The organism is Ruminococcus sp. 5_1_39BFAA, from assembly GCF_964240875.1.
GTDB lineage: Bacteria > Bacillota > Clostridia > Lachnospirales > Lachnospiraceae > Blautia_A.
Map to the genome: position 1 here is coordinate 414,275 of NZ_CAXSVO010000001.1, position 24,796 is coordinate 439,070.

Genomic DNA, 24,796 nt, shown 5'->3' on the forward strand with positions numbered 1-24,796 from the left:
TCCGTTACTCCCTGCCTAAAATTTTAAGATAGTGTATTCCTTCCATCTGTTCAATGTCTTCCACCATGGCTTCCGCATCTCCCTTTCCGGGAAGAATATCCACACTCAGGGTCAAAGTTGCCACACCGTTAATCGGGATACTCTGGTGGATGGTCAGAATGTTGCCGTGATAATGCGCAATTGTCTGAAGTACATTTGACAAAATCCCCGGCTCATCATCCATCTGTATGATAAAGGTAATGGTTTTTCCCCTGGCTTCTTCATGGAAGGGGAAAATGTCATCCTTATATTTGTAGAAAGAGCTGCGGCTGATGCCGGTCTGCTCCGCAGCCTCCTGAACAGTGGCTGCTTTTTTGGAGTCCAGAAGCTTTTGGGCTTCCACCACCTTCAGCAGAACCTCGGGTACAGCACGTTCTCTCACCACATAATATTTTTTCTTTTCTGTTAATTTCTGCATTTTAATCCCCTCTGTCCGCATTATAGGGACATATGTTTTTCTATGAGGGATATCTTACCATACAAAAACAAAGTCTGCAAGTTATTTCTTTGCAAGGGCAATCCATTTCAGGTAAGCATTAATGAAAATATCAATGGCGCCGTCCATCACTGCGTCCACGTTTCCAGTCTCCTCATTGGTGCGGTGGTCTTTTACCATGGTGTATGGCTGCATAACATAAGAACGGATCTGGTTTCCCCAGCCAATCTCAGTCACTTCTCCTCGAATACCGGAAAGCTTTGCCTCAGCCTCCTGCTGCTTTAAAAGATAGAGCTTTGCTTTTAACATCTGCATAGCTTTATCCTTATTCATATGCTGGGAACGCTCATTCTGGCACTGTACCACGATTCCTGTGGGGAAATGGGTGATACGGATAGCAGATGAGGTTTTATTGATGTGCTGTCCGCCGGCGCCGCTGCTTCGGTATGTGTCGATACGGATGTCTTCATCGTTGACTTCCACATCCAGATCCTTTTCAATGTCCGGCATGACATCGCAGGATACGAAGGAGGTCTGACGTTTTCCCGCTGCATTGAAGGGTGAAATACGAACAAGGCGGTGAACACCTTTCTCGGATTTTAACAGGCCGTAGGCGTTCTCGCCGTTGACCTGGAAGGTTACGGATTTGATGCCTGCTTCATCGCCGTCCAGGTAGTCCAGGACTTCCATTGTAAAGCCTTTGCGGTCAGCCCAGCGGCTGTACATACGGTACAGCATTCCACACCAGTCGCAGGCTTCTGTTCCTCCGGCTCCCGCATTCAGCTTGATGATGGCGTTTTCGCCGTCGTATTCACCGGACAGGAGGGTTTTGACACGGATGGTATCAAAATCCTGTTGGAACTCATCCAGCATTTCCTGGATTTCCGGGATTATGGAGGGATCGTTTTCCTCATAGCCCATCTCTATCATGGTTTCCATATCTTCCATCTGAGTTACCAGGTTTTGATAGGTTTCCATATCGTCTTTCATGCTTTTCAATTCTTTCATTTTTTTCTGGGAAAGCTCTGCATTGTCCCAGAAATCAGGCGCTTCCATTTCGCGCTCTAATTCTTCAACCCGCTGCTCTTTGTTAGCCAGGTCAAAGTGAATCCCTCACTTCCACTAATGGTTCTGTGTATGTTGCAAGAATGCTCTTGAACTGGTCTAATTCAACCATAGCTTCACCTTCTTTCATTTATTTTGGTATACACAATCATTAATAACATAGCATATTTTTTTTGAAAAAACAACTGTTGGGAGAAAAACTGGGAGGGGGCAATCTCAGAGTTGCGAAGGCCGAATGCCCCCTCGCGCTCCCCCTGTTGGCCCCGCTTTTCGCCGGAAATTCGTGGGATAGTTTTTGGGGGGATTCCTCCGCCTGGGTATCTTTTTGTATTTGGCGGGTTCGGTTTGTGGGGAGTTGTAAGAGGAGAGGGAGGGAAAAAACAGCGGCTTTCATATTACATGAAAAAGCCGCGGTTTTTTATTTTTGGTAGTCCTGACACAGCATTTCCGCCATTTGGGCGGCGCCGGTGGTGTTGAGGTGTTTTCTGTCCATGAAATATTCGTTTGGGAGGATTCCGTAGATGTCTGGACGTGCTGTGTAGTTGTAGTTATATAGGTTTGCGCCGATTTCGGTGCAGAAATCCTGCAGGTAGTCGTCCATATCGGCGAGATTGCCTTGTTTTGTGGCGTAGTCTTCTACATGGGGGAATACTACGATGTTTAGTTCTACGTTGTTTTCCTGGCAAAGCTCGGCCATTTTTTTCAGGTAGGAAATGTTTTCTTCCAGGATTTTTTCCCTTGCCCACACGGAGGTTTCCGGGATCACATTCTTAGCCAGGGAACCGTCATATGCTTCTACGTTGCTTTGGAAGCCCATTCCGTAGTATTCAAAAGGAGCACCCGGATAGGATATCCTGTTTTGGTAGGCTGCGGTCTGGCGGTACTTCACATTGCGGATCATGGCTGATAAGCCTACCACCTTTTCTACTCTGGCGGGGAAGAACAGGAAACGTTCGTATTCTCCCGGTTCCGCGATTTCCGTCAGAAACTGCCATTTTATCAGGGGCGAGCGAATCAGGTCAAAGGCCCGCAGCTTGGAGGTGGTGCTTTTGCTGTCCTCATCTGATACAAAGGATTTTACGCTCACACCCATGAACACCCGCTCGATGGGGCTCCTGTTGATCTGATCCTTCAGCAGATAGTAAGAACCGGCAATGGGCTGGGCGGAGCTTGCCAGATTGAAGCAGGTGGTGTCCAGCGTCTCACTGATGATGGCAGGGTCCATGCCGCGCTGCATTAGCGACGTGCCCAGCAGCAGTGTCTCGATGGTTCCGTCCACTTCCTTCAGCTCATCAATAGTAAAATATGTATTGTCTCCCACTGACTCATAGAGATAATGCCCAACTCTGTCTATCAATACAATGAACAGCACGATCAGAAGGAATCGCAGAAGGATCTTTTTAAAATTGCGCATACTCAAACCCTCCTGTCACTATAGCGTCAAAATTCCCCAGATATCCGATCATCGCAATAAACGAAAGATAAATCAGCCAGCGAACTGCCAGCGGTCTTTTTCCCATCCACTCTTCCATGGTGGTTCTTGTCTCTAAAATGCTTACTGCCAGAAAGATCAGCAGCCCGCCCATAGCGTAAGCTGTATTAAACCATTTCGCATCCATAAAAAGCGCTTTATAGGTAAGCTGCGGATTAAAATGGAATAAAATCCTGCTGATGATAACAAAGCTTCCTCCGGTGGTGTCCGCTGCGGGAAAGACCTTCAGCAGCGCTACGATCAGAAAAGTGCGCAGCATACAAAAGCCCTTCCACCACCAGGCATCTTCGTTGATGTGCAGCTTTTGTTTTGCCCCTGTAAGCTGTGGTTCCAGGACAACACCTGCAATGAGTACCACGCCGTTTGCCACACCCCACAGGATATACCGCCAGCTTGCGTCATGCCACAGTCCAGTACAGAACCATACGATTGCCATAGCATATACCACCGGAAATACCTTTTTGATCCTGGGAGAAAAATGCTTCTGACCGAATTTTCCGAATTTCAGTGCGCCTTTGGAAATGGACGCAGGATAAAACACATAATCCCGGAACCAGGAGCTCAGAGAGATATGCCATCTTCTCCAATATTCCCCCAGGGACTGGGAAAACAGCGGTCTTTTGAAGTTTTCCATCATAGTGATGCCGTACAGCCTGGAAATACCGCACACAATGTCCGTATACCCGGAAAAATCCGCATACATCTGAAAGACCATATAGATACATCCCAAGAACAGGGTAAAACCGCTGACCTCGGTGTAGCTTCCAAAAATAGATTTTACCAACGGCCGGAGATTATCGGAAATCACGGCCTTTTTGAACAGACCCCAAAGTATCCGCTGGCAGCCCCATGCCAGATTATCATAGGAAAAATCATGACCGGAAAAAAGCTGGGGTGCCAGATCCGGATATCTTCCGATGGGGCCCTGGGTCATCTGGGGATAGTAAGTAACAAAAAGCAATATTTTTAACGGATTGTTTTCCGGCTGCACTTTTCCCTTATACACCTCCAGCGCATAGCCGATTCCCTGAAGGGTATAGTAAGAAATGCCCAGCGGCGCGATAAATCCAAGCTGGTTCATGCCGTTTATCCCAAAGTACCCCAGGATTCCGTTGACATTCTCAATAAAAAAGTCGCCGTACTTTAAGACCAGAAGGATTCCCAGGTTGATTACTATGACCCCTGTCAGCCATAGACGTTTTCTGCTTTTCACAGCATTTTTCAATGCCTTGCGTTCTTCCCTTGGTACAGGATTTTCCTTATCCTTCAGGCGCGCCTGCAGTTCCTGGTCCAGACTGAATATTTTCTTTGTCCCCCAGGTAAGGCTTGCGCTGGTGATCAGCACATAAAGAAAATTATCGACTCCCATGAGATAATAAAATACCAGACTGACGCCCAGAAGGACGCACCACTGGTATTTTTTTGGCGCCAGATAATAAAGGATCACAGATACGAACACAAGACTTAAAAAAGCTATCTGGTTGACTGTCATCCTACTCTTCCTCTGTCAGTCTCCGGATCAGCTTCTCCATGGCATCCACAGAGTTGAAGTTTTCCGGTTCAATATCATCAAAGGAAATCTCCACGTCAAAGGTATCGTTAATCTCCCCGATCAGAGACACCAGGTCAAAGGAATCCAGAATTCCCTCATCAATAAGCTTTGTCTCCGTTTCAAAATCAACTGCCGGACGTAAGCCCTCCAGAATGTTAATCAACTGCTCTTTCATTATCGTTTTCCTCCTTGTATTTTAAAAGTGTAAATTTATAATCCTGTTTGATAATGGTTATGTATTTGCTCTCAAAAAGAACCTGTTCCTCAGATTCTCCGCTGGTTCTTTCAATCCTGCTGCTTTTGAAGGTATAGGTTTTTCCCTCGTGGAAAACCCTTGGACTGGGCATTGTCTTTAAAATCCCATAATCCATGGAGCGCAGGAAACGGCTGATCTTTTCACCGCTCCAGGACAAATCCAGATATCCGTCTCCCGGTATCTCCCAGGAATAATGGAAATCTCCGTCCGATATATCCTCCTGCCTGCTGCATGTTTCCTCTCCTGCTAGCACCTGGGGCATAAACTCCGTAAAAGCTTCATATGCCGCTTCAAGCTGCCTGCGGAAAATTTGAAACGAGGTGGCTGTCTCCGAGATGGGAATTTTCTTTTGAATCAGAATGTCTCCTCCATCCACCGCGGCAGTCATCCTATGCCAGGTAATTCCTGTCTCCGTATCTCCCGAAAATAACGCCCAGGCTTCTGCATTTCTGCCCTTGTGTCTGGGAAGAAGCGCCTGATGGCAATTATAAGCCGTAATATTTTCCCTGTCCAGAATGTCTCCCGGAATAATACAGGGATTTATTACACTGAGAAGAAGTATCCTTTCCCCAGCGTTGCGGAGTTCTTCATATATCAGTTTTTTTTCTATTTGAAAATAGGAAAGTCCCTTATCAGCAGCCTGGGCTCTCGTCACCTTTTGCGTTTTTTCGCTCATATCGTAACCCGCATAGGGCACGCCCAACCTGGATGTATATTCCATACAGTCCAGAAATAATTTTCCGGTTCCCAGCAAAATGATCCTGTCGTAAACAGACCGGCTGCCGCACAGAACATCAAATCTGCTGCCTGTCTCTGTCATTCCCTGCCTCCGCTTTTTCCGGAAAGCGTGCGCACCCGGATTCTCTCATAAAAGCGATCGGAAAGCTCCTTATCCACAGTGCGGTAATGCTCATAATCCTCTTTCAGCATCACCCCTGCCAGCTCTTTCGTCAATTCACCGGAACGGACCAGCACTGCCAGTTCTCCCGTCCTAATCGGGAAGCCTCTCTTTTTAATACTGAAATTCTCTGCCATGGCATGTGCCCAGCAATCTGCATGGGGAACTCCGCTTTTTGGACGGATCCAGCCAAGTTCTTTTTCCAGAAATGCCATCGTTTCCTCTTCTGACACATCATGATAAGCGAAATAAGAAAGGGATGTAACAGCCATATTTTCCAGGTAATCCACTCTGCCGCGCTGTGCCAGACGCTCAGACAGCTCCCCGAACATCTGGTATTCAAACTCCCGCAGATTATGGGAAAGCTGGAATGGTTCTATGCCGCGCTCATCCAGAGCAGTCTGCATGATCTGTCCCTTTGTCCTGCCGTTTACGATCAGCGGAACGCTCAGGCGTCCTGCGATCTCATGGCAGTAATAGTGCATATAATGGAAGCATACAGAACAGAAATTCTTCAGCACAGACACGCTTTTGCTGTATATCTTCCGCAGCTCGTCTTCCTTCATCCGTACAGTAAGGTGATCCACATCGATCTTGTCCAGAGCGATCTCAATATTATTACGCCCGTATTCCGTATGGAAACCATTCTGGAAAGTCACTGCCAGGACTCTCAGCCCATATGTATGTTTCATCTGCCAGATGATATAAGTGCTGTCCTTGCCTCCGCTGAAGCCCACGATACAGTCATAGGGCGCGCCGCTTTCCGCGGCTTTTTTCTTTGCCAGCTCCACCTGTTCCGCAAAAAGTGCTTCCCGTTTCTCCTTGTCTTCCAGAAGCTCCCTGTGCTTTTCGTAAAATCCGCAGTAATTGCAGATTCCCTCTTCATCAAAACGAATTCCCGGATAGTTCTCCGGCAATCCGCATTTTTCACAATATCGCATTCTTTTTCCCTCATTGTATATCCAACGGATATACAAAAAGCCTTTCATAATGATACATTTCTGTATCAATATAAAAGGCTTTTGTGTAATCTTGGTGAAATATTTCCGTAATACTTTTAATTTTTTATAAAAAAGCCTACCTCTACTCCATTGTCCAGATTTTTCACAAACACACCGCCGCCATGGGCGATTGCCGCCTGCTTGACAATGGAAAGACCAACTCCAAAGCTTTTTTCATCTCTTGTTCTGGCAGCGTCTACCTTGTAAAATACATCCCAGATTTTTTCCTGTTCCTGAACAGGAATTCCTTTTCCTTCATTGAATACACTGAAGTAAATCTGTTCCGCTTCCTCCCATACATGGATGAAGATAAGGCCGTCCGGATTACCATAACGGACAGCATTTTTTACCAGGTTATATAATCCTGTCTGAAGCACCTGGGAATCTCCTCTGATCTTTTTTGCAGTTTCATCTGCTTCTTTGTAAATGCCCTTTCTCTCCGGAAATTCATCCTCATACCATCTGCGTACTCCTTCCAGCAGATCTTTTACAAAAAATTCAGTCCTGTTTAACGCATCTCCGCCTGCTTCGTACGCCGATACCTCCAGCATCTGCCGGATAAGGTTGTCCATTCTCTCACATTCATTTGAAATCACGGTACAGTATTTATCCAGCTTCTCAGGCTGTTTTTTCGAAATATAAGACATGTTTTCAGCATATCCCATAATAACGGCAATAGGGGTTTTCAGCTCATGAGCCATATTGCGCACCAGCGCCTTCCGATTTTCCACATCCTGAGTGAGACTTTCCATGGTTTCCTTGAGCCTGTCAGACATTACGTTAACCGACTGCGCCAGTTCTCTCAACTCATCCTCGCTTTCCACAACAGCCTTTTCATCAAAATTCAGCTTGGCTATCTGACCTGTCACACGATTGATTTCCCGGATAGGCCGGACCATCTTTCCTGTAAGCCAGATAAGCATCAGAATACTACCCAGCAAGGTAACCCCTGCTGCAATTGCGAAGCAGATTTCCATTACAAACATACTGGCATTCACGCCCGTAACAGATTTTCGGATCAGAAGATACCCATACCCTTTGATCTTGTTGATCTGGATAAAAGATGCCTTATTGTCATCATCGAAATCACTGTAAAAGCCTTTTCCCGTGTTATCCAGAGCCTTTTCATTTTCCCCGATGGCTTTCATACTCTTATTGCCTAGCGTACCTCTGGCTACCTCATGCGCTCTGGTACTGCTTAGAATATTAAAGCTATCATCTGCCACGGTTACAGAAATATTATTCTCAAAGGCCATGGTATCCAGATCCACGTTTGCCAGATTCCAGTCTTTGCTTTCGATTTCCCCGATCACCTCTTCAGCCAGAACTTCCATCTGCTTCTGATTCCAGCGCTCCACAAAAGTATTCTGCAGAATTCTTGCCGTAACCAAAAGAAAGCTTAAAAAGCCTACGATGATCAGGCATCCTGCTGAAATATATTTTGCTCTCAGCGTCTTTTTCATACGCCTTCCTCCCACTGGAATACGTATCCCATACCCCGGACTGTGCGGATATAATTTCCGCATTCTCCAAGATCGGTGCGAAGCATCTTAATATGCGTGTCAATGGTGCGGATATCTCCCTCGTAGTCAAAGCCCCAGATTCTCTCCAGAATCTGGTTTCTGGACAGAACAATATTACGGTTTTCCATCAGATAGACCAAAAGCTGATACTCTTTGTTTGTCAGCTCCACATCCACACCTGCTGCCCGTACCGTGCAGCCGTCCAGATCCACCGTAAGCTTTCCCATGGTATAGCGGTTTCTGTTTTCCGGTTCATCCACAGCTTTGTATTCCAGGGCTGCCCGCACCCTTGCCAGAAGTACCTGCGCATGAAAGGGCTTACTGATATAATCACAGGCTCCTTCCTGAAACCCCTCCAGCTCGTTCTCCGAGCTTCCAAGAGCTGTCAGCATAATTACTGGAATCCGTGAATTCCGGTGGATTTCCCGAAGCACCGAAAGCCCGTTTTTTCCGGGCATCAAAATATCCAGGATAATCAAATCTAAATCCTGGTGTCCTCTATAATATTCCAGCGCACGGATTCCATCCTCCGCCGCTGCCACCTCATACCCTTCCTGCTCCAGAATATCCCGGAGCAGATCGCGTATGAGAAAATCATCATCTGCAACAAGGATTTTCTTCCCCATAGCTCTTCCTCCATTGAGATTGCGCTATACAATCGTTTTGTTACAGATTAGTATACATTATTTTTTCATATGAAACAACCGTGTAATATTTAATCAGGAAAAGAAGCTCTCAGCCACACTCACGTCTGCAATATATCCCACCGTTCCGGTCATAAAGATCGTCCCGTCCTCCGCAATGTCGATCTGGATCATGCCGCCGGGCTGATTCACGTTAATACGGTTTTCCATCATTCCCAGGCGGTAGGCTGCTATAGCTGCAGCACAGCTTCCGGTTCCGGAAGCCTTGGTATAGCCGGAGCCGCGCTCCCAGATTTCAATATCCAGGTTTCCCTTGTCGATCTGATGGCATATCTGCAGATTCATACGTTCCGGAAATTCTTCCGCATCCTCCACATATGGCCCAAGCTTTGTAACCATTTCTTTGCTTACATTATCCGTAAAAATAATACAGTGCGGATTGCCCACAGTCAGGCAGGTTGCCTTATATTCCTGTCCGTTAAAGGTAAAGGTTTCGTTGATAACCTCGCGTACCTCGCCGCTTACCGGAATTTCTCTGGAAAGGAAGGATGCCTTGCCCATATTCACACGGAACTCCGTGGCACGGGCATTGAGACATTCCACATGAATGGTGCCTGACAGTGTTTCAATGTCAAATTCCTGTTCCTTTACATATTCCTGATCCATCAGATATTTCGCAAATATTCGCACGCCGTTTCCACTGATAGCGGACTCGCTTCCATCGGAATTATAGATGTGCACGCCCATTTTTCCGTTAATGTCAACCGGTCCGTAAAGAATGCCGTCCGCTCCAAGCCCAAAACCTCTCTGGCACAACAGTGCTACCTTTTTTCCCTGAAGCTGTATCCTGTTTCTGTTTGCATCTAATATAAGATAATCGTTTCCTAATCCCTGATATTTTGTCAAAATGATGCTGTCTCTCATAACTTGCTCCCTTTCTGAATCCTTTTCCGAAAAACGCCGTTTTGTTACTTCTATTATATCTGTTATTTTTCCCATGTATATAGGATAACTTGCGGATTATATTGCAAAAAATGCGCAGATTGTCTTGTATAATAATATCAGTTCAGGTATCATAAATAGAAACAGGAAAGGGAGGATATTATGGGAACTTTTCAGGAACCTACGGAAAAATCCGGTTATCTGGAACAGGAATTCCGGCTTTTTCATATTAAAGATCAGACGAAAAAAGAATTTGCCTATCACTACCATGATTTTCACAAGGTGGTGGTATTTCTCTCCGGACGAGCCGCCTATCACATTGAGGGAAAATCCTATTACCTGAAGCCCTGGGATATTCTTCTGGTGAGCCGCCACGCCATACATAAACCAGAGATCGATCCTTCGGTGCCTTATGAGCGCTTTATTCTGTGGATCCGCGATGACATTGCCCATCAGGAGCTTACCCGCTGCTTTCAGAAGGCCAGCGACCGGAGCTTTAACCTCATCCGTCTGGATTCTCAGGTTCAGGAACACTTAAAGGAACTTCTGTATGACCTTTCTGCTTCCTTAAAAGCAGAGGAATTTGGAAGCGACCTGCTCAGCGATGCCCTTTTCACCCAGTTCATGGTTTACGTAAACCGCATTTTTCTGGAAAAGCAATATATTCTTGACCAGAAATCCTACACCTATGATTCCCAGGTGGAAAGCCTTCTGCGGTACATCAACCACAACCTCACGGCTGACCTTTCCATCGAAACCCTTGCCCGTAAATATTACCTGAGCAAGTATCATATGATGCGAAAGTTCAAGGAAGAAACAGGATACACCATTCACAGCTATATCATCAGCAAGCGGCTTCTTATGGCACGCACATTGATCTCCCAGGGTACTCCTGTAGTAAAAGCAGCCCACATGAGCGGCTTTACAGACTACACTACCTTCTCCCGTGCCTACAAAAAACAATTTGGCGCACCGCCCAGCAAATAGCCGGGCAGTGCGCCTCTTTTTATTGTCATGCCTTCGCTGCTTTTCTACCGCAGCACTGTTTGTATTTTTTACCGCTTCCACATGGGCACGGATCGTTGGGGTAAACCTTGATTTCCTTACGCTGAACCGGTTTGCGACCAAGAGAGTCATCTTTATTTGTTCCTGTAACCTTGGCAACCTGCTCACGCTCGATCTTCTGCTCAACATGAACATGATAAAGCATTCTCACTGTATTCTCCTGAATGGAGGAGATCATATTGTTGAACATCTCGAATGCGCTCATCTTGTATTCTACAACCGGATCTCGCTGGCCGTATGCTGTCAGACCGATACCCTGACGGAGAATTTCCATGTCGTCAATGTGATCCATCCACTTGCTGTCAATGCTCTTCAGAAGGATGACACGCTCCAGTTCACGAAGCTGCTCTGCCTCCGGGAATTCGGATTCCTTTGCCTCGTAAAGCTTCACTGCCTCCTCTTTGACCACATGCTTCATCTCATTCTTTCTCTTGCCTTTTACCTTTTCGGAGGTAACAGGCTCAATAGGAATAATGGGGCGGAGTACGGAGTTAAACTCGTCCAGATCCCATTCCTCAGAATCCACATCATCAGAGAAGCACATATCTACCGTGCTGTCCACAATGTCTGTGATCATCTTGTAGATGGCATCGCGCATGTTCTCGCCGTCCAGAACCTGGCGGCGCTCTTTATAAATAATCTCACGCTGCTCGTTATTTACCGCATCGTAATCAAGCAGGTTTTTACGGATACCGAAGTTATTAAACTCAATCTTTTCCTGTGCCTTCTCGATAGCACTGGAAAGCATTTTATGTTCGATCTGCTCATTCTCAGCAACGCCCAGGGAGGTGAATACCTTCATGAGACGTTCGGAACCGAACAGACGCATCAGATCATCCTCCAGGGAAATGTAAAAACGGGATTCACCCGGATCTCCCTGACGTCCGGAACGACCGCGGAGCTGGTTATCAATACGTCTTGATTCATGGCGCTCTGTACCGATGATCTTAAGACCTCCGGCATCTCTTGCAACCTCGTCCAGCTTAATATCCGTACCACGTCCTGCCATGTTGGTGGCAATGGTAACGGCTCCTGCCTGTCCTGCCTGTGCTACGATTTCAGCCTCCAGTTCATGGAATTTTGCATTCAGTACGTTATGCTGGATTCCCTCTCTTTTCAGCATACGGCTTAACAGCTCGGAAGTCTCAATGGTGATGGTACCCACCAGTACAGGCTGCTGCTTCTCATGCGCTTCCTTTACTGCCTGGACAACGGCATTGAACTTCTCTTTCTTTGTCATATAAACCGCATCGTTCAGGTCCTTACGTGCAACCGGCCTGTTGGTAGGGATCTCAACAACGTCCATTGCATAAATATCACGGAACTCTTTTTCCTCTGTGAGAGCTGTACCTGTCATACCGCCCTTTTTGTCATATTTATTGAAGAAGTTCTGGAAGGTAATGGTTGCCAGAGTTTTGCTCTCACGCTTTACCTTTACATGCTCCTTCGCCTCGATTGCCTGGTGAAGTCCGTCAGAATAGCGGCGGCCCGGCATGATACGTCCTGTAAACTCATCTACGATAAGGATCTCATCATCCTTTACCACATAATCCTGATCCTTGTGCATCAGATTATGAGCACGAAGGGCAAGGATGATGTTGTGCTGGATCTCCAGGTTTTCCGGGTCTGCCAGGTTCTGGATGCTGAAGAATTTCTCAACCTTTTTTACACCCTGTTCGGTAAGGTTTACGATCTTGTCCTTTTCATTGACTACAAAATCGCCTGTCTCAATGACTTCCTCACCCATGATGGCTGCCATCTTTGTCATTTCGTGGCTGGCTTCACCGCGCTCGAGCTGCTGTGCAAGGATGTCGCACACCTCATAAAGCTTGGTGGATTTGCCGCTCTGTCCGGAAATGATCAGAGGGGTACGCGCCTCGTCGATCAGTACGGAGTCAACCTCGTCGATGATACAGTAGTGCAGCTCGCGCTGTACAAGCTGCTCCTTATAGATAACCATATTATCACGGAGGTAATCAAATCCCAGCTCGTTATTTGTAACATAAGTAATGTCGCTGCCATATGCTGCACGGCGCTCCTCTGGCTTCATGTCGTTTAATACAACGCCTACGGTCAGGCCCAGGAACTCGTGAACCTTTCCCATCCACTCAGCATCACGCTTTGCCAGATAGTCGTTAACCGTTACAATGTGTACGCCTCTGCCCTCCAGAGCGTTCAGATAAGCCGGAAGCGTGGAAACCAGGGTTTTACCTTCACCAGTCTTCATCTCTGCGATACGGCCCTGATGAAGGATGATACCGCCGATAAGCTGTACCTGGTAATGCTCCATTCCCAGTACACGTTTCGCAGCCTCACGGACGGTTGCAAAAGCCTCCGGAAGCAGGTCATCCAGTGTCTCTCCTTCTTCCAGACGTTTTTTGTACTGTCTGGTCTTATCCCGAAGTTCTTCATCAGTCAATTTCTGCATCTCAGGACGCAGGCTCTCTATTTTGTTTACCAGCGGCATGATTCTCTTCACTTCACGCTGGCTGTGTGTTCCGAAAACTTTTGAAAACATATTCATGAATCTCTTTTGCTCCTGTTTTGACTTTATTTGATATAACCTAATATATTCTACCATTTTATCACTTTCCTGCCAGGAAAACAATAAATTTTTAATGAACAAAGTATGTGCTGCTGTTCACGGTTGTTTTCCTCCCTTTACCGTGTTGACAGCAGCAGCTTTTCCGTACTAAAATATCCCAAAAGAAACAGGAGGCTTTTCCGCTATGATCTATCTTTTTCCGTCACTGGATACCTTTACTGAAGAGACCCTTTCCCGCGCCCTGCCGTTTCTTCCGCCTGCCCGGCGGGAATACGCACTGCATTTTCGGAGGATTGAGGATCAGAAGCGCACAGTCATCGGTTATCTTCTGCTGGTTTACGGTCTTCGCAAGGAATATGGCATGAGAAAGCTTCCTGATATTTCCTTAAGCCCATCCGGAAAACCCTGCCTTATAGGAAAGAATATGCCCTTTTTCAGCATCAGCCACAGCGGCAGTTATGTAGGCTGCGCTCTGCACCACAGTGAAATAGGGCTGGATATCCAGCAGACTGTTCCCCTCCGCCCTGCCGTTGTGCGACGTATATGCACCCCGGAAGAAAAGCTATCCATCGTCACAGACGAAGATTTCTGCCGTCTGTGGACAAAAAAAGAAAGCGCCGTAAAGCTCACCGGAGAGGGAATCACAGGTGATTTCCGTGATATCCTCCTGCTTCACCCGGAGATCCATACGGTCAGCCTTCCTTTGGAAAAGGGGAAATATTATCTCTCTTACAGTTTTATGTAAACTCTTTGTTTCGCCCTATTATGAATAAAATGGAGTACTTTCCTACGAAACTAGAAAATGCCCGAGAATACGTCTGTACTCCCGGGCGGCTTTTGTACTTTATCAGCCCTTATAAAACTTCGGATGCTTTTATACCTCCGGCTCGATCAGCCCGTAGGTGTTTCCTTTTCTCTTGTAGACAACGTTTACCTGGTCTGTCTCTGCATTGCAGAATACGAAGAAGTTATGTCCTAAAAGCTCCATCTGTACACAGGCATCTTCCGGATACATGGGTTTAATGTCAAACTTCTTGGTACGGATGATCTTAACCTCTTCATCCTCCTCGTAATCCTTGTCCAGATATGCTTTCTGGAAGCTTGCGGCAGCCTGCTGCTTGTCCACAATTTTATTTTTGTATTTCCGGAGCTGGCGTTCGATTACTTCCTCTACCAGATCAATGGACACGTACATGTCGTTGCTTACCTGCTCGGAACGGATGATATTTCCCTTTACAGGGATCGTCACTTCAATTTTCTGTCTTTCTTTTTCCACACTTAAAGTTACTACAACTTCGGTGTCAGGAGTGAAATACCTTTCCAGCTTTCCAAGCTTGTCCTCTACTGCTGTTCTAAGCCCTTCCGTTACTGGTATATTTTTTCCGCTGATTATAAAATTCATGCTTCCATCCCCTTTGCTGTTTGATAAGCTTATTATAACACATCGGCGTGAATATTAGTATCATTTTATAATAAATTCACCATTTTTTCAAAAGGTATTGGTCCGCCGAAAATGTCCAGCGCACTGCCTACAGTCACATCAAGTTTCCCGCCTGCTGCCCTCCGCAGAGTTTCCACATCCTCCAGTGAACCTACACCACCTGCATAGGTGACAGGACGTGCCTTATACTGCCCCAGAAGCGCAGCCAGTTCCTTCTCAATGCCCTTCGCCTTCCCCTCCACATCTACTGCATGGATGAGAAATTCATCACAATGGCTGCCCAGCTCCTCCATCAGATCAAGCGTAACCGGGACCTGGGTAAACTTCTGCCAACGGTCCGTCACAATATAATAATGGTCATCTTTTTTCCGGCAGCTTAAATCCAATACCAGCTTCTCACGCCCTGCACTCTTTTCCATTCTTTCCAGATTTTCCCAGGAAATCTGTCCATCCTTAAAAACAAATGAGGTAACGATCACATGGCTCGCTCCTGCATCTAAGTATTCTGCAGCGTTTTCCGGGTTTACTCCGCCACCAAGCTGCAGACCTCCCGGATAAGCTCCAAGCGCCAGAAAAGCCTGCTGTTTGGTAGCTTCGTAATACGGGGAATCTGCGCCGTTTAAAAGGACCACATGACCGCCTCTTAATCCCGCATCACGGTACATTCTGGCATAAAAAGCCGCGTCCTGCTCTGACACAAAGTTTTCCTTTGCCTGATCCCCTGCGTCCTTCAGGCTTCCTCCCACGATCTGTTTTACTTTTCCATTATGTATATCAATGCATGGCCGGAATTTCATATTTACCTCCTGCGCCGTACCTGCGTATCACTGCAAGGTTACGGCTTTTCTTTTCATGCATTGATAATAGCATCAAATCCTGGGTTCTGCAATCTCTGACTGCAAATCTCCCGTATACTATCTTCCCTCGGTTGCGTTTCCTACTGCATCGCCTACATCTTCCACAGCATCACCTACGCCGTCACCCAGGTCCTTTACACTGTTGCCCAGCTCACCGGAAACTGTGCCGTCTCCGTTATTGTTTTCGTCAACAGCGGTATCATCTGTGACCGGTGTATCTGTGTTGTCTGCTGCATTGTCTGCTGCTGTATCGCCTGCTGCGTTATCTGCTGCATTGTTGGCCGCATTATCTGCCCCATTGTCTGCCGCATTATTTTCCGCTGCGTTATCTGCATCGCCAGCCGTAGTATCATCGTTAGCAGCATTGTCATCGGTTACTGTGTCATTGGCCTCGTCGGTTGCTGTGTTGTCGTTTGTACCACAGGCAGTAAATGCGCATAATGTAAATACAAGTAAGGTGCCTGTCAGAATAGCTTTGAATTTTTTCATTCTATCTGTCTCCTTTTCCTTGAAAGTTGATTTATATTCCTAATATGCACATTTTACCGAATCCTATTCTGAGAAGCCGAAAAAATTTTTTTAACTTTATTTTAAAAGCGCTTTCATCACTCCGTAATAGCACTCTGCTGCTCCGAAAAGCTGTGACAGCTCCACATATTCATCTGCCGTGTGCGCCAGATTTTCCCTGGACGGTCCCAATCCCAGTGTTTTAAATCCCTTTTCTCCTGCATAATGGCTTCCGTTTGTACAAAAGCTATACTGGGTTAATTTTGGAGAATAGCCGGAATTTTTTAATTCCTCTTCGATTTTCCTGATGTATTCCTCTTCCGGAGGATAATACCAGCCCGGGAAAAAGCGCTCTCCCTGAATTTCCGCTCCGGTATAGCATTTTTCTTTTCCTGTGGAAAAGGAAACCTTTGCACGAAGCTCTTTATCTTCCTCCATTTTTTCACGGATCACTGCCTGAATAGGCGCAAGCACACTCTCCCGTGTTTCCCCGGTAAGCAGGCGGCGGTCAAAGGTTGCCCGGCAGTATTCCGGCACTACGGATGCTCCCGGATAAGGCGCGGAAATGATGTCAGTCAGCTCCAAAATCCCCTTGCCCAGCTTTTCATGTACCGGAGGCTGGATTTTTTTGATTTCAGGAAGAAGCTCACACATCTTCATCACTGCATTGATCCCTTTCTCCGGGTTTGCGGAATGGGCCGCTTTTCCAAAAGTTTCCAGAACAATCTCCGCCCTGCCTCTCTGACCTGTTTTCAGGTTCAGCTCAGAGGCCTCTCCAATGATTACATAATCCGGTTTTACGATCTCGCTGATGCTTCTGGCAGCCACACCCTCAAAGCACTCCTCATGCACCACTCCTGCCAGGTAAAGCTCCCCGGCAAAATCCCGTCCAAAATCCTCTGCGAAAAAAGCTGCGGCAGACAAAAAGGCTGCTACTGCTCCCTTCATATCAGAGGTTCCCCTTCCATAAAGCCTGTCATTCTCCACAACAGGCGTGAAGGGATCATGGGTCCAGGCTTCCGGATTTTCTGCCGGAACCGTATCCATATGTCCGTCAAAAAGTACTCTGCTGCCCGTGCGGTTTCCCGTAATCCTGCCGATCACATTGCCGTATGGATCCACCATTACTTCATCAAAAAGGTGCGCCTTCATATATTCTGACACTTCCTTTGCCACAGCTTCCTCCTCGCCGGAGTAGCTGCGGGCGGAAATCAGTTTTTTGCACAGCGCAAGGACTTCGTTTTTTCTTTTTTCTGTCAGCTTCATATTTCGCTCCCTTCCGTAACCACCTGGCCGCAGCCCGGATTCCTCCACACATCCTTTTCTACAACGATCTGACCATTCACCAAAACATAGTCGAATCCGGTGCACAGCTTATCCGGATGTTCAAAATCTGCAGGCACAGCAAGCTTTTCCAGATGAAATACATTGATGTCCGCCGGCATTCCTGCCTCCAGTGTACCACGTTTTATCCCCAGCACCCGGGCGGGCTTTGCCGTCATTTTGTAAACCGCATCCTCAATGGAAAAAATTCTTTTGTCCCTTACATAGTCTGTCAAAAGCTTTGGAAACGCCCCGCAGACCCTTGGATGGTATTTGCCTCCTGCCGGATAAATAGCATCGGATATCAGGTTTGCCCTCTCATCAGAAAGGAAAAACAGCATATCCTCCTCCGAAGCAATGGTATCCAGCATGGTCACCCTGCACTTTTCAGCCAGAAGGATGTCATACAGGGTTTCATAGGGATCCCTCCCAAGCCTTCCCGCAATCTCTGCGATGGACTGGCCTGCATAAGAACCATATTCCTTCGTATGGAGAGTGCTGGCATAAATTCGCTCAAACCCTGCCAGCTCCACAATATTCTCAAACTCCCGGGAAGGCTTCTGTAGGATTTCCGTCAGGTATCTGCGATAATCCGGATCTGCCAGGTGCTCTAAAATGGCCTGTGTTCCCCCTTGCTGACACTGGGGCGGCAGCACATGGACAAGCTGAGTGGAGCCTGTGAGATAAGGGTAAAGATCAAAGTCCACTTTTACACCCTGGCTGGCAGCCTCATCAAAAAGCCGCAGTATCTCTCTCGGCGTTTCTCCCCAGTTTTTCTTTCCGATACATTTCAGATGGCTGATATGTACAGGAATGTTGAGTGCTTTTCCGACGGAAATAATCTCCTTCATAGAAGGCAAGATTCCATCTCCCTCATTTCTCACATGGACCGTGATGGGGGTATTCCCGTTTTTCAAAGGCTGGAGCGCTTCCACCAGGCCGTCCCTGTCATACTCAAATTCCGGCGCGTAAGCGATTCCCAGGCTCACCCCCAGGGCTCCTGCTTCCAAGGCTTCCTCCATCGCCTTCCACACCTCCCGAAGCTCTGTCCGGGAAAGCTTTCCCGTTTCATAGCCTTTGACACCGGCGCGAATGGTGCCGTTTCCGACCAGCATTCCGGTGTTTACGCTTCGTTTCACCCTGCGCAGCGCCTCCATGTACTCCTTCATGTCAGAAACAGGCGGTGCCGCAGCAACATCCCTCGGCGGATTTCCCGTTACGCTGCTTAGAAAAGCCGTAATTTCCTCCTGGTATTTTCTCCCTGCCGGAGCAACGGAAAGACCACAGTTTCCGTTTACAACTGTGGTCAATCCTTGTCTGTTTAAAAGCTCATCGTCACCGTTTCGCAAAGCCTCCCAGTCGCCATGGCGGTGAATGTCAATAAATCCCGGCGTCACATAGCTGCCTGCCGCATCCAGGATCTTCTCCGCAGAAACCTCCCGTTCAGGCTCCGGGGTGTGAAAAACCTCTGCGATTTTTCCGTTCTTCACACCGATGGCGCCAGGAAAAGCTTTTTCTTTTTTTCCGTTTACAATGAAACCATTTTTTATAAGATAATCAAACATTTTTATCATCCGCTTTTCTGTGGGGCTTTTAATCCTCTTTTACATAATTTGCGCCCAGTTTAGCCGGAACATTGAACTGTTTTCTGCAAACCGTTAGCACGATTACCAGAATATATGGCAGAGCGCTGAACAGCTCGCTCGGAATCGAAGCATTTCCCAACGCTCTCACGTAGGTTCCCAGGGCATCGGAAATACCGAAAATAATGCCGAAGATCAGCGCTCCCACAGGATTCCAGTTTCCTAAGAAGCAGATTCCAAATGCGATCCAGCCTCGTCCGCCGATAATCTCCACATTATACATTCCCACATTGCAAAGTGAGTAGTAGGCTCCGGCAATGCCGCCCATGCAGCCTGCTACTGCCACAGCCAGGAATCTGGTTTTTGCCACATTGATTCCCGCTGCGTCTGCTGCCTCAGGATTTTCTCCGCAGGAACGCATGGACAATCCCAGCGATGTTTTATAGATTACAAAGAAAATAATCGGAACCAGAATATACGTAAGGTACGTAATGATATTCTGCGAAAACAGAACCTGCCCGATCACAGGGATTTTTGACAGCAGCGGAATTTTTATCACCGGAAGAGGCGATACTTTAAGCGGCACCGTCTGCACACCGAAAATAACACGGTAGAAGAAGGTACAGAAGCCTGTTATCAATATAGAGATCGCAGTTCCCATTACGATCTGGTGCTGGTTCATATAAATCGTTGTGGCACCATAAAGAAGGGACACCAAAAGACCGCATCCCATAGCAGCCAAGAAACCTACAAGCATATTTCCTGAGAGATATGCGCCGATAAAGCCTCCCCAGGCTCCGATCAGGAAAATACCCTCAACAGCCGTAACCATCATTCCGGTGCGTTCTGCAAGCACCTCGCCCAATGCCCCCAGAATCAGAGGCGTACTCATAAAAAATGCTCTGGATATCAAATTCACAAATATCTGCATATCATGCCTCTCCTTCCTTCAGCTTCTGCTGTTTCATTTTACGGATTTCCAGCTTATGTCTCACAAAGAAGGACATGAGCACAAACAGCATTACAAATCCCAGCATTACATCAATAACGCTGGCAGGTGCGTCCGTAGAATGCCCAAGGGCCGTACCGCCTACCTGCAGGGCACCAAAAAGGAGCGCTGCAAAAATAATACCGATAGGGTTTGCGTTGGCCATGATCGCAATACCGATACCATAGGAACCAATATCGGATTCAAAGCCCGTCAAAAGCATATGCTGCATACCGTTGATTTCCGTGAAGCCTGCCAGTCCTGCAATGGCACCGCTGATAAAAAATGCGGTCATACACATTTTTTTCGGATTAATACCAGACATAGCTGCTGCATCCTGGTTCAGGCCGGTTACCCTTACCCGGTAACCCAATGCGGTATGGTACAGGATAAACCAGATCAGAACTGCCGCTGCCAGTGAGATCACGATTCCCAGGGAAACGGAGGTTCCCGGAAGAATCTTAGGCAGCCAGGCGGACGCATCAATATATTTTGTCTTGATATATTCATGCTTTGGCTCCTGAAGCACAGTACGCAGCAGAAGCTGCATCACATACTGCACCACGTAAGTGGACATCATACTTACCAGGAACTCATTGGCATTAAATTTCGCTTTTAAAAATCCGATGAGCAGACCGATCAGACCGCCGCCCAGCACACTTGCTGCAAAAGCACAGAGCAGCACTACCACGCCCGGAACCTTTGTCTCCAGTGCCAGTGTGGTTGCCACAGCGCAGATACAGCCTACATAAAACTGTCCCTGAGCGCCGATGTTATAGAGATTTGCCTTGTAGGTAAAGGCAAAAGCAAGGCTGGTGAGGATCAGCGGCGTGGTTTTTACCAGGATATTTCCCATGGTAAACTTATCGGAAAATGTCTCTGTCAGCATGATGACCAGAGAATCAATAGGATCTACTCCAAGGAGCGGCAGAAACGCAAAGCTCATTGCCAGACCCAGGATAATCGCCAGGAATGTCCACAGAAGAAAATCTTTTACTTTTCCTTTTTGCATTACGCACTCTCCTCCTTATCCGGCTGAAAGCCTGCCATCAGAAGACCGATCTTTTCTGTGGTAAGCTCGCCATTTTTATAGATTCCCATGATCTTTCCCTTATACATAACCGCTATGCGGTCAGACAGGGCAAAAATTTCCGAAAGCTCCGTGGAGATCAAAAGAACCGATTTTCCCTTTTCCTTTTCGGTAAGTATGGTTTTGTGAACATAGTTAATGGCGCCAAGATCAAGTCCTCTGGTGGGCTGGTCAAATATGATCACTTTATCCCCCATGTCCACCTCTCTGGCCACTACTACCTTCTGCTGGTTTCCTCCCGACAGGCTTCCTGCAGTTACGCTGTGGTCCGGCGCTTTGATGGCATATTTTTTGATACAATCCTCCGTGTACTGGTGAAGCTTTTTCCAATTAATGATCCCATGGCTCACCCAGTCTTTCAGATAGCTTGACTTCATCAGCATGTTTTCCGAAAGGCTCATGTCTGCCACCATGGCGTAGCGATGGCGGTCCGAGGCAGTATATCCAATTCCCATGGCAATCCGATCCTTTACGGTTGTACCTGTAATATCCTTTCCGTCCAAAAGGATCTTTCCGGAAGTGATATCCGCTGCTCCGTACAAGGCTTCGCACAGCTCCTCCTGTCCGTTGTCTGATACACCAGCAACGCCCAGTACCTCTCCCTCATGGATGACAAAATTGATATTATCAAGTACAGGTGCCTGACTTTTTTTCTGTATCGTAAGATTCTCCACAGAAAGCCGTACCTTTTTGTCCGAAAGATCTTCCAGTCCCGGTGTTTTCAGGTTTTCCAGGGAACGGCCAATCATCATATGCGCCAGTTCCTTTTCGTTGGTGTCCTCGCGCTTTACGGTTCCGCATATCTTACCGTTTCTCATAACCACTATGGTGTCGGAAACCTGCATGACCTCTTTCATTTTATGGGTAATGAACACAACGGAATTGCCTTTTGCAACATAGCTTTTTACAAATTCCATCAAGGTGTCAATTTCCTGAGGTGTCAAAACCGCGGTAGGCTCATCCATGATCAGGATTCTGGCATTTAAGTAAAGAGCTTTTAAGATTTCAACCTTTTGCTGTGTTCCCACAGAAAGATTGCGGATATATTCCCCTGCCGGAACGTCAAAGCCGTACTGCTTTGCCAGAGCCTCGATTTCCTTTTCTTTCGCCTTGATGTCCAGCTTTCCTTTGCAGTTGCCAAGAATAATATTCTCCGTCACTGTATGAGCAGGCACCAGTGAAAAATGCTGCTGAATCATGGAAATTCCCAGACCCATGGCCTCCTTGGGCGAAGATATTTTCCTCTCCTGCCCGTCGATCAGGATTTCTCCTGAGGTTGCATGATAAAGGCCGTAAAGGATTTTCATAATGGTACTCTTTCCAGCTCCGTTTTCTCCGAGAAGAGCTACCACTTCTCCCTTATGGATGGTGATGGAAACATCGTCATTTGCCAGAACCTTGGCGAACCGCTTTGTGATATGCTTTAATTGAATGACAGCCTCGCTCATTTCTGCATCATCCTTTCTATTAAAAAAAATTGGCAGTGCTGTGACACACTGCCAATCTGAATACTATTTATTCCTCAGAAAAATACTGTGTAAAATCAACATTTCCGGCAGTGATATCTTCAACAGCTTTTTCTACTGCTTCTTTGCACTCGTCAGAGCATGCATCGGAGAAGATCGGCTCGAATACGCCTTCTGCAACGCCCACTTCCTGTGCGCCGGTAAGCTCACCCTTTGCAACGCCTTCAATGATCCAAGGATAAACATTTACCCAGTTCATATTGATAGAAGCAACTACGCTGTCGCTCTCTTCGTTTTTGTTAGCTGCAAATGCAACAAATTTAGCGTCTTTTTCGTCTGTAGACTGAATTGCTCCGGAGGTACCCTCGTTGGAGTAGCAGAATACAGTGTCTGCGCCGTTATCGATCATCTGGTCTGCCATGGATTTTGTAGCGGAAACATCTGTCCAGGTATTTACGAAAGAACGTGTTGTGGTAAATTCAAGTCCTCTTTCCTCACAAACAGCCTTTGCTGCTCCATCATAGGTATCCATCAGCTTAACCATAGGTGCGTTGGATTCGCCGCCCATTACTGCAAAGTTTCCGTTCTCAGTAGCATAGCCGGCAACAATACCTGCAAGATAGGAGCCTTCGTACTCTTTCGGGAATACAGGAACCATATTATCAGACTCGCTTACCTGTCCATTAATAACAGTATAAATGGATTCCGGATACTGCGGAGCTACTGCTGCACAAGCCTCATCAAACTGGCTTCCTGCGGACATGATCAGATCGTAGCCTTTCTCACCGTATTCGGTAAAGGTAGACTCAAACTCTTCAACAGGAACGGATTCTACAACCTCGATGGAAGTTCCAAGCTGCTCATCGCAGGCTTTTGCGCCTGCATTATTGCTGGCGTTCCAGCTCTGGTCATCAATGCTTCCCGGAAGGATCAGAACAATTTTCATAGATGCGTAATCCGGTTCTTCTGCCAATACCGGCACTGCTGTGAGAGTCAAAGCTCCACATAAGGCTGCTGCTGCAAAAAATGCTTTCTTCATGTTTTTTCCTCCTTATAATTCAGGCTGACCGCGAATTTCCATATCCAGATGCTGATTTTTTTCCATCGAACCGCATGATGTGATAAAGAAAAAGGGCGCAGACCCAAACTATGGAGTCTACGCCTTTGTAATCACAGTCCCTGTTTTTTGATAGACTAAGTATAACACATACCAGTAACGAATTCAATATTTTTTTTGCAAAATAAATAATTTTTTTTAGATAATCTCAAATTTTTTTAGTTACAATTATGCCGAATATCATCCGTTGATGACATCACTCATGTCATATTTACCAGCCGGCTTTCCTGCCAGGAATTTAGCGGCCTCCACAGCTCCTTTTCCGAAAACAGCCTTGGAATATGCTGTGTGCTTGAACTCGATCACCTCGTCCGGTCCGGCGAAAATAATCTCGTGATCGCCCACAATAGTTCCTCCGCGGACTGCTGAAATACCGATTTCCTTTGCATCACGCTGCTCTCTGCGCTGGCTGCGGTCATACACATAGTGATACTGATTATCCATAGCCTCATTCAGACTGTCTGCCAGAGCAAGGGCTGTGCCGCTCGGCGCATCCAGTTTCAGCTTGTGATGGCGCTCCACGATCTCCATATCAAAACCTGCCGCTGCCAGAACCTTTGCCGCATCCTGGATCAGCTTCAGAAGGGTGTTGATTCCCAGAGACATATTGGCAGATCTTAAAACAGCAACCTTTTCGGATGCCCGCTCTACCTTTGCAAGCTGTTCTTCACTTAAGCCTGTTGTACACAGAACAACAGGAATCTGGCGCTTCACACTGTAATCCAGGAGAGCGTCCACTGCTTTTGCAGATGAAAAATCAATGATCGCATCTGCTTCTGTCTGACAGGCATCCATATCCGTAAAGACCGGATAGCTGTTCTTTCCCTGGTCTGCTATATCAATTCCAGCAACGATCTCTGCATCCGGATCTTTTTCCACAAGGCCGGAAATCACCTGACCCATGTGACCGTTGCAGCCGTGCATAATAATTTTTACCATTTGTATCTCCCTTTCTATGATTCTGCT

Annotated in this window: 23 protein-coding genes; 2 read left to right on the top strand and 21 right to left on the bottom strand. The window is 46.9% G+C overall.

Going from position 1 to position 24,796, the window contains the following annotated elements:
* Nucleotides 1–4: 4 nt before the first annotated feature.
* The 10 genes from ACESZH_RS01840 to dapF form a co-directional block, all read right to left on the bottom strand.
* On the bottom strand, nt 5–457 hold the full coding sequence (locus tag ACESZH_RS01840) for an ACT domain-containing protein (protein ID WP_373216290.1): 453 nt from the start codon (nt 455–457) through the stop codon (nt 5–7).
* An 81-nt stretch (nt 458–538) separates the two neighbouring features.
* A protein-coding gene (gene prfB, locus ACESZH_RS01845; RefSeq protein WP_373216291.1) for a peptide chain release factor 2 occupies nt 539–1,652 on the bottom strand; the annotation gives its coding sequence in 2 pieces (ribosomal slippage) (nt 539–1,576 and nt 1,578–1,652; 1,113 coding nt in all).
* Nucleotides 1,653–1,958: 306 nt separating this feature from the next.
* Nucleotides 1,959–2,954 carry a hypothetical protein gene (locus ACESZH_RS01850; RefSeq protein WP_373216293.1) on the bottom strand — a complete coding sequence of 332 codons (996 nt, stop codon included), beginning with the start codon at nt 2,952–2,954 and terminating at the stop codon, nt 1,959–1,961.
* On the bottom strand, nt 2,941–4,524 hold the full coding sequence (locus ACESZH_RS01855) for an MBOAT family protein (protein ID WP_373216294.1): 1,584 nt from the start codon (nt 4,522–4,524) through the stop codon (nt 2,941–2,943). The genes ACESZH_RS01850 and ACESZH_RS01855 overlap by 14 nt, the downstream gene beginning before the upstream one ends.
* Nucleotide 4,525: 1 nt before the next feature.
* The gene (locus ACESZH_RS01860; protein ID WP_373216296.1) at nt 4,526–4,759 is read right to left on the bottom strand and encodes an acyl carrier protein; all 234 of its coding nucleotides are present in this window, start codon (nt 4,757–4,759) and stop codon (nt 4,526–4,528) included.
* Nucleotides 4,740–5,660 (bottom strand): formyltransferase family protein, encoded by a 921-nt coding sequence (locus ACESZH_RS01865; protein WP_373216297.1) that lies wholly within the window; start codon nt 5,658–5,660, stop codon nt 4,740–4,742. Before ACESZH_RS01865 ends, ACESZH_RS01860 begins: the two co-directional genes overlap by 20 nt.
* Nucleotides 5,657–6,679 carry a hypothetical protein gene (locus ACESZH_RS01870; RefSeq protein ID WP_373216298.1) on the bottom strand — a complete coding sequence of 341 codons (1,023 nt, stop codon included), beginning with the start codon at nt 6,677–6,679 and terminating at the stop codon, nt 5,657–5,659. The genes ACESZH_RS01865 and ACESZH_RS01870 overlap by 4 nt, the downstream gene beginning before the upstream one ends.
* 116 nt (nt 6,680–6,795) lie before the next feature.
* A complete protein-coding gene (locus ACESZH_RS01875; protein WP_373216299.1) occupies nt 6,796–8,202 on the bottom strand; it encodes an ATP-binding protein in 1,407 nt (468 codons plus the stop codon).
* The gene (locus ACESZH_RS01880) at nt 8,199–8,888 is read right to left on the bottom strand and encodes a response regulator transcription factor (protein ID WP_373216300.1); all 690 of its coding nucleotides are present in this window, start codon (nt 8,886–8,888) and stop codon (nt 8,199–8,201) included. The genes ACESZH_RS01875 and ACESZH_RS01880 overlap by 4 nt, the downstream gene beginning before the upstream one ends.
* A gap of 93 nt (nt 8,889–8,981) precedes the next feature.
* Nucleotides 8,982–9,830, bottom strand: a complete 849-nt coding sequence (dapF, locus tag ACESZH_RS01885; RefSeq protein ID WP_373216301.1) for a diaminopimelate epimerase — start codon at nt 9,828–9,830, stop codon at nt 8,982–8,984.
* 180 nt (nt 9,831–10,010) lie between these two features.
* Between dapF and ACESZH_RS01890 the strand changes: the two genes are divergently transcribed.
* Nucleotides 10,011–10,835 (top strand): helix-turn-helix domain-containing protein, encoded by an 825-nt coding sequence (locus ACESZH_RS01890; protein WP_373216303.1) that lies wholly within the window; start codon nt 10,011–10,013, stop codon nt 10,833–10,835.
* A gap of 25 nt (nt 10,836–10,860) precedes the next feature.
* Here ACESZH_RS01890 and secA read toward each other — a convergent pair whose 3' ends face one another.
* A complete protein-coding gene (gene secA, locus ACESZH_RS01895) occupies nt 10,861–13,437 on the bottom strand; it encodes a preprotein translocase subunit SecA (RefSeq protein WP_373216305.1) in 2,577 nt (858 codons plus the stop codon).
* Nucleotides 13,438–13,642: 205 nt separating this feature from the next.
* Here secA and ACESZH_RS01900 point away from each other — a divergent pair, with 205 nt between their 5' ends.
* The gene (locus tag ACESZH_RS01900; RefSeq protein ID WP_373216307.1) at nt 13,643–14,203 is read left to right on the top strand and encodes a 4'-phosphopantetheinyl transferase superfamily protein; all 561 of its coding nucleotides are present in this window, start codon (nt 13,643–13,645) and stop codon (nt 14,201–14,203) included.
* A 129-nt stretch (nt 14,204–14,332) separates the two neighbouring features.
* Here ACESZH_RS01900 and hpf read toward each other — a convergent pair whose 3' ends face one another.
* The 10 genes from hpf to dapB all read right to left on the bottom strand — a co-directional run bounded on the left by hpf (nt 14,333) and on the right by dapB (nt 24,769).
* Nucleotides 14,333–14,860: a ribosome hibernation-promoting factor, HPF/YfiA family gene (hpf, locus tag ACESZH_RS01905; RefSeq protein WP_373216308.1), complete on the bottom strand. Its 528-nt coding sequence runs from the start codon at nt 14,858–14,860 to the stop codon at nt 14,333–14,335.
* Between the two features lie 65 nt (nt 14,861–14,925).
* A complete protein-coding gene (gene hisA, locus ACESZH_RS01910; protein WP_373216310.1) occupies nt 14,926–15,696 on the bottom strand; it encodes a phosphoribosylformimino-5-aminoimidazole carboxamide ribotide isomerase in 771 nt (256 codons plus the stop codon).
* A 117-nt stretch (nt 15,697–15,813) separates the two neighbouring features.
* On the bottom strand, nt 15,814–16,245 hold the full coding sequence (locus tag ACESZH_RS01915) for a hypothetical protein (RefSeq protein WP_373216311.1): 432 nt from the start codon (nt 16,243–16,245) through the stop codon (nt 15,814–15,816).
* A gap of 96 nt (nt 16,246–16,341) precedes the next feature.
* A complete protein-coding gene (locus ACESZH_RS01920) occupies nt 16,342–17,529 on the bottom strand; it encodes a YgeY family selenium metabolism-linked hydrolase (protein WP_373216313.1) in 1,188 nt (395 codons plus the stop codon).
* A complete protein-coding gene (locus ACESZH_RS01925) occupies nt 17,526–19,151 on the bottom strand; it encodes an amidohydrolase family protein (RefSeq protein ID WP_373216315.1) in 1,626 nt (541 codons plus the stop codon). Before ACESZH_RS01925 ends, ACESZH_RS01920 begins: the two co-directional genes overlap by 4 nt.
* A gap of 28 nt (nt 19,152–19,179) precedes the next feature.
* On the bottom strand, nt 19,180–20,100 hold the full coding sequence (locus tag ACESZH_RS01930) for an ABC transporter permease (RefSeq protein ID WP_373216316.1): 921 nt from the start codon (nt 20,098–20,100) through the stop codon (nt 19,180–19,182).
* Between the two features lies 1 nt (nt 20,101).
* Entirely contained in the window at nt 20,102–21,169 is a 1,068-nt protein-coding gene (locus tag ACESZH_RS01935) for an ABC transporter permease (RefSeq protein ID WP_373216318.1), read from the bottom strand.
* Nucleotides 21,169–22,695, bottom strand: coding sequence for an ABC transporter ATP-binding protein (locus tag ACESZH_RS01940; RefSeq protein ID WP_373216319.1), 1,527 nt, complete (start codon nt 22,693–22,695; stop codon nt 21,169–21,171). The genes ACESZH_RS01935 and ACESZH_RS01940 overlap by 1 nt, the downstream gene beginning before the upstream one ends.
* A gap of 67 nt (nt 22,696–22,762) precedes the next feature.
* The gene (locus ACESZH_RS01945; protein ID WP_373216321.1) at nt 22,763–23,752 is read right to left on the bottom strand and encodes a BMP family protein; all 990 of its coding nucleotides are present in this window, start codon (nt 23,750–23,752) and stop codon (nt 22,763–22,765) included.
* 258 nt (nt 23,753–24,010) lie between these two features.
* On the bottom strand, nt 24,011–24,769 hold the full coding sequence (gene dapB, locus ACESZH_RS01950) for a 4-hydroxy-tetrahydrodipicolinate reductase (RefSeq protein WP_373216323.1): 759 nt from the start codon (nt 24,767–24,769) through the stop codon (nt 24,011–24,013).
* Nucleotides 24,770–24,796 lie beyond the last annotated feature (27 nt).

Coding starts and splice junctions, on each gene's coding strand:
- ACESZH_RS01880 (WP_373216300.1), bottom strand. CDS start 8,888: ATGGGGAAGAAAATCCTTGTTGCAGATGATGATTTTCTCATACGCGAT.
- ACESZH_RS01940 (WP_373216319.1), bottom strand. CDS start 22,695: ATGAGCGAGGCTGTCATTCAATTAAAGCATATCACAAAGCGGTTCGCC.
- ACESZH_RS01840 (WP_373216290.1), bottom strand. CDS start 457: ATGCAGAAATTAACAGAAAAGAAAAAATATTATGTGGTGAGAGAACGT.
- ACESZH_RS01860 (WP_373216296.1), bottom strand. CDS start 4,759: ATGAAAGAGCAGTTGATTAACATTCTGGAGGGCTTACGTCCGGCAGTT.
- ACESZH_RS01855 (WP_373216294.1), bottom strand. CDS start 4,524: ATGACAGTCAACCAGATAGCTTTTTTAAGTCTTGTGTTCGTATCTGTG.
- hisA (WP_373216310.1), bottom strand. CDS start 15,696: ATGAAATTCCGGCCATGCATTGATATACATAATGGAAAAGTAAAACAG.
- dapB (WP_373216323.1), bottom strand. CDS start 24,769: ATGGTAAAAATTATTATGCACGGCTGCAACGGTCACATGGGTCAGGTG.
- ACESZH_RS01935 (WP_373216318.1), bottom strand. CDS start 21,169: ATGCAAAAAGGAAAAGTAAAAGATTTTCTTCTGTGGACATTCCTGGCG.
- ACESZH_RS01900 (WP_373216307.1), top strand. CDS start 13,643: ATGATCTATCTTTTTCCGTCACTGGATACCTTTACTGAAGAGACCCTT.
- ACESZH_RS01925 (WP_373216315.1), bottom strand. CDS start 19,151: ATGTTTGATTATCTTATAAAAAATGGTTTCATTGTAAACGGAAAAAAA.
- ACESZH_RS01865 (WP_373216297.1), bottom strand. CDS start 5,660: ATGACAGAGACAGGCAGCAGATTTGATGTTCTGTGCGGCAGCCGGTCT.
- ACESZH_RS01870 (WP_373216298.1), bottom strand. CDS start 6,679: ATGCGATATTGTGAAAAATGCGGATTGCCGGAGAACTATCCGGGAATT.
- ACESZH_RS01850 (WP_373216293.1), bottom strand. CDS start 2,954: ATGCGCAATTTTAAAAAGATCCTTCTGCGATTCCTTCTGATCGTGCTG.
- ACESZH_RS01930 (WP_373216316.1), bottom strand. CDS start 20,100: ATGCAGATATTTGTGAATTTGATATCCAGAGCATTTTTTATGAGTACG.
- ACESZH_RS01875 (WP_373216299.1), bottom strand. CDS start 8,202: ATGAAAAAGACGCTGAGAGCAAAATATATTTCAGCAGGATGCCTGATC.
- ACESZH_RS01945 (WP_373216321.1), bottom strand. CDS start 23,752: ATGAAGAAAGCATTTTTTGCAGCAGCAGCCTTATGTGGAGCTTTGACT.
- secA (WP_373216305.1), bottom strand. CDS start 13,437: ATGAATATGTTTTCAAAAGTTTTCGGAACACACAGCCAGCGTGAAGTG.
- ACESZH_RS01915 (WP_373216311.1), bottom strand. CDS start 16,245: ATGAAAAAATTCAAAGCTATTCTGACAGGCACCTTACTTGTATTTACA.
- ACESZH_RS01920 (WP_373216313.1), bottom strand. CDS start 17,529: ATGAAGCTGACAGAAAAAAGAAAAAACGAAGTCCTTGCGCTGTGCAAA.
- hpf (WP_373216308.1), bottom strand. CDS start 14,860: ATGAATTTTATAATCAGCGGAAAAAATATACCAGTAACGGAAGGGCTT.
- ACESZH_RS01890 (WP_373216303.1), top strand. CDS start 10,011: ATGGGAACTTTTCAGGAACCTACGGAAAAATCCGGTTATCTGGAACAG.
- dapF (WP_373216301.1), bottom strand. CDS start 9,830: ATGAGAGACAGCATCATTTTGACAAAATATCAGGGATTAGGAAACGAT.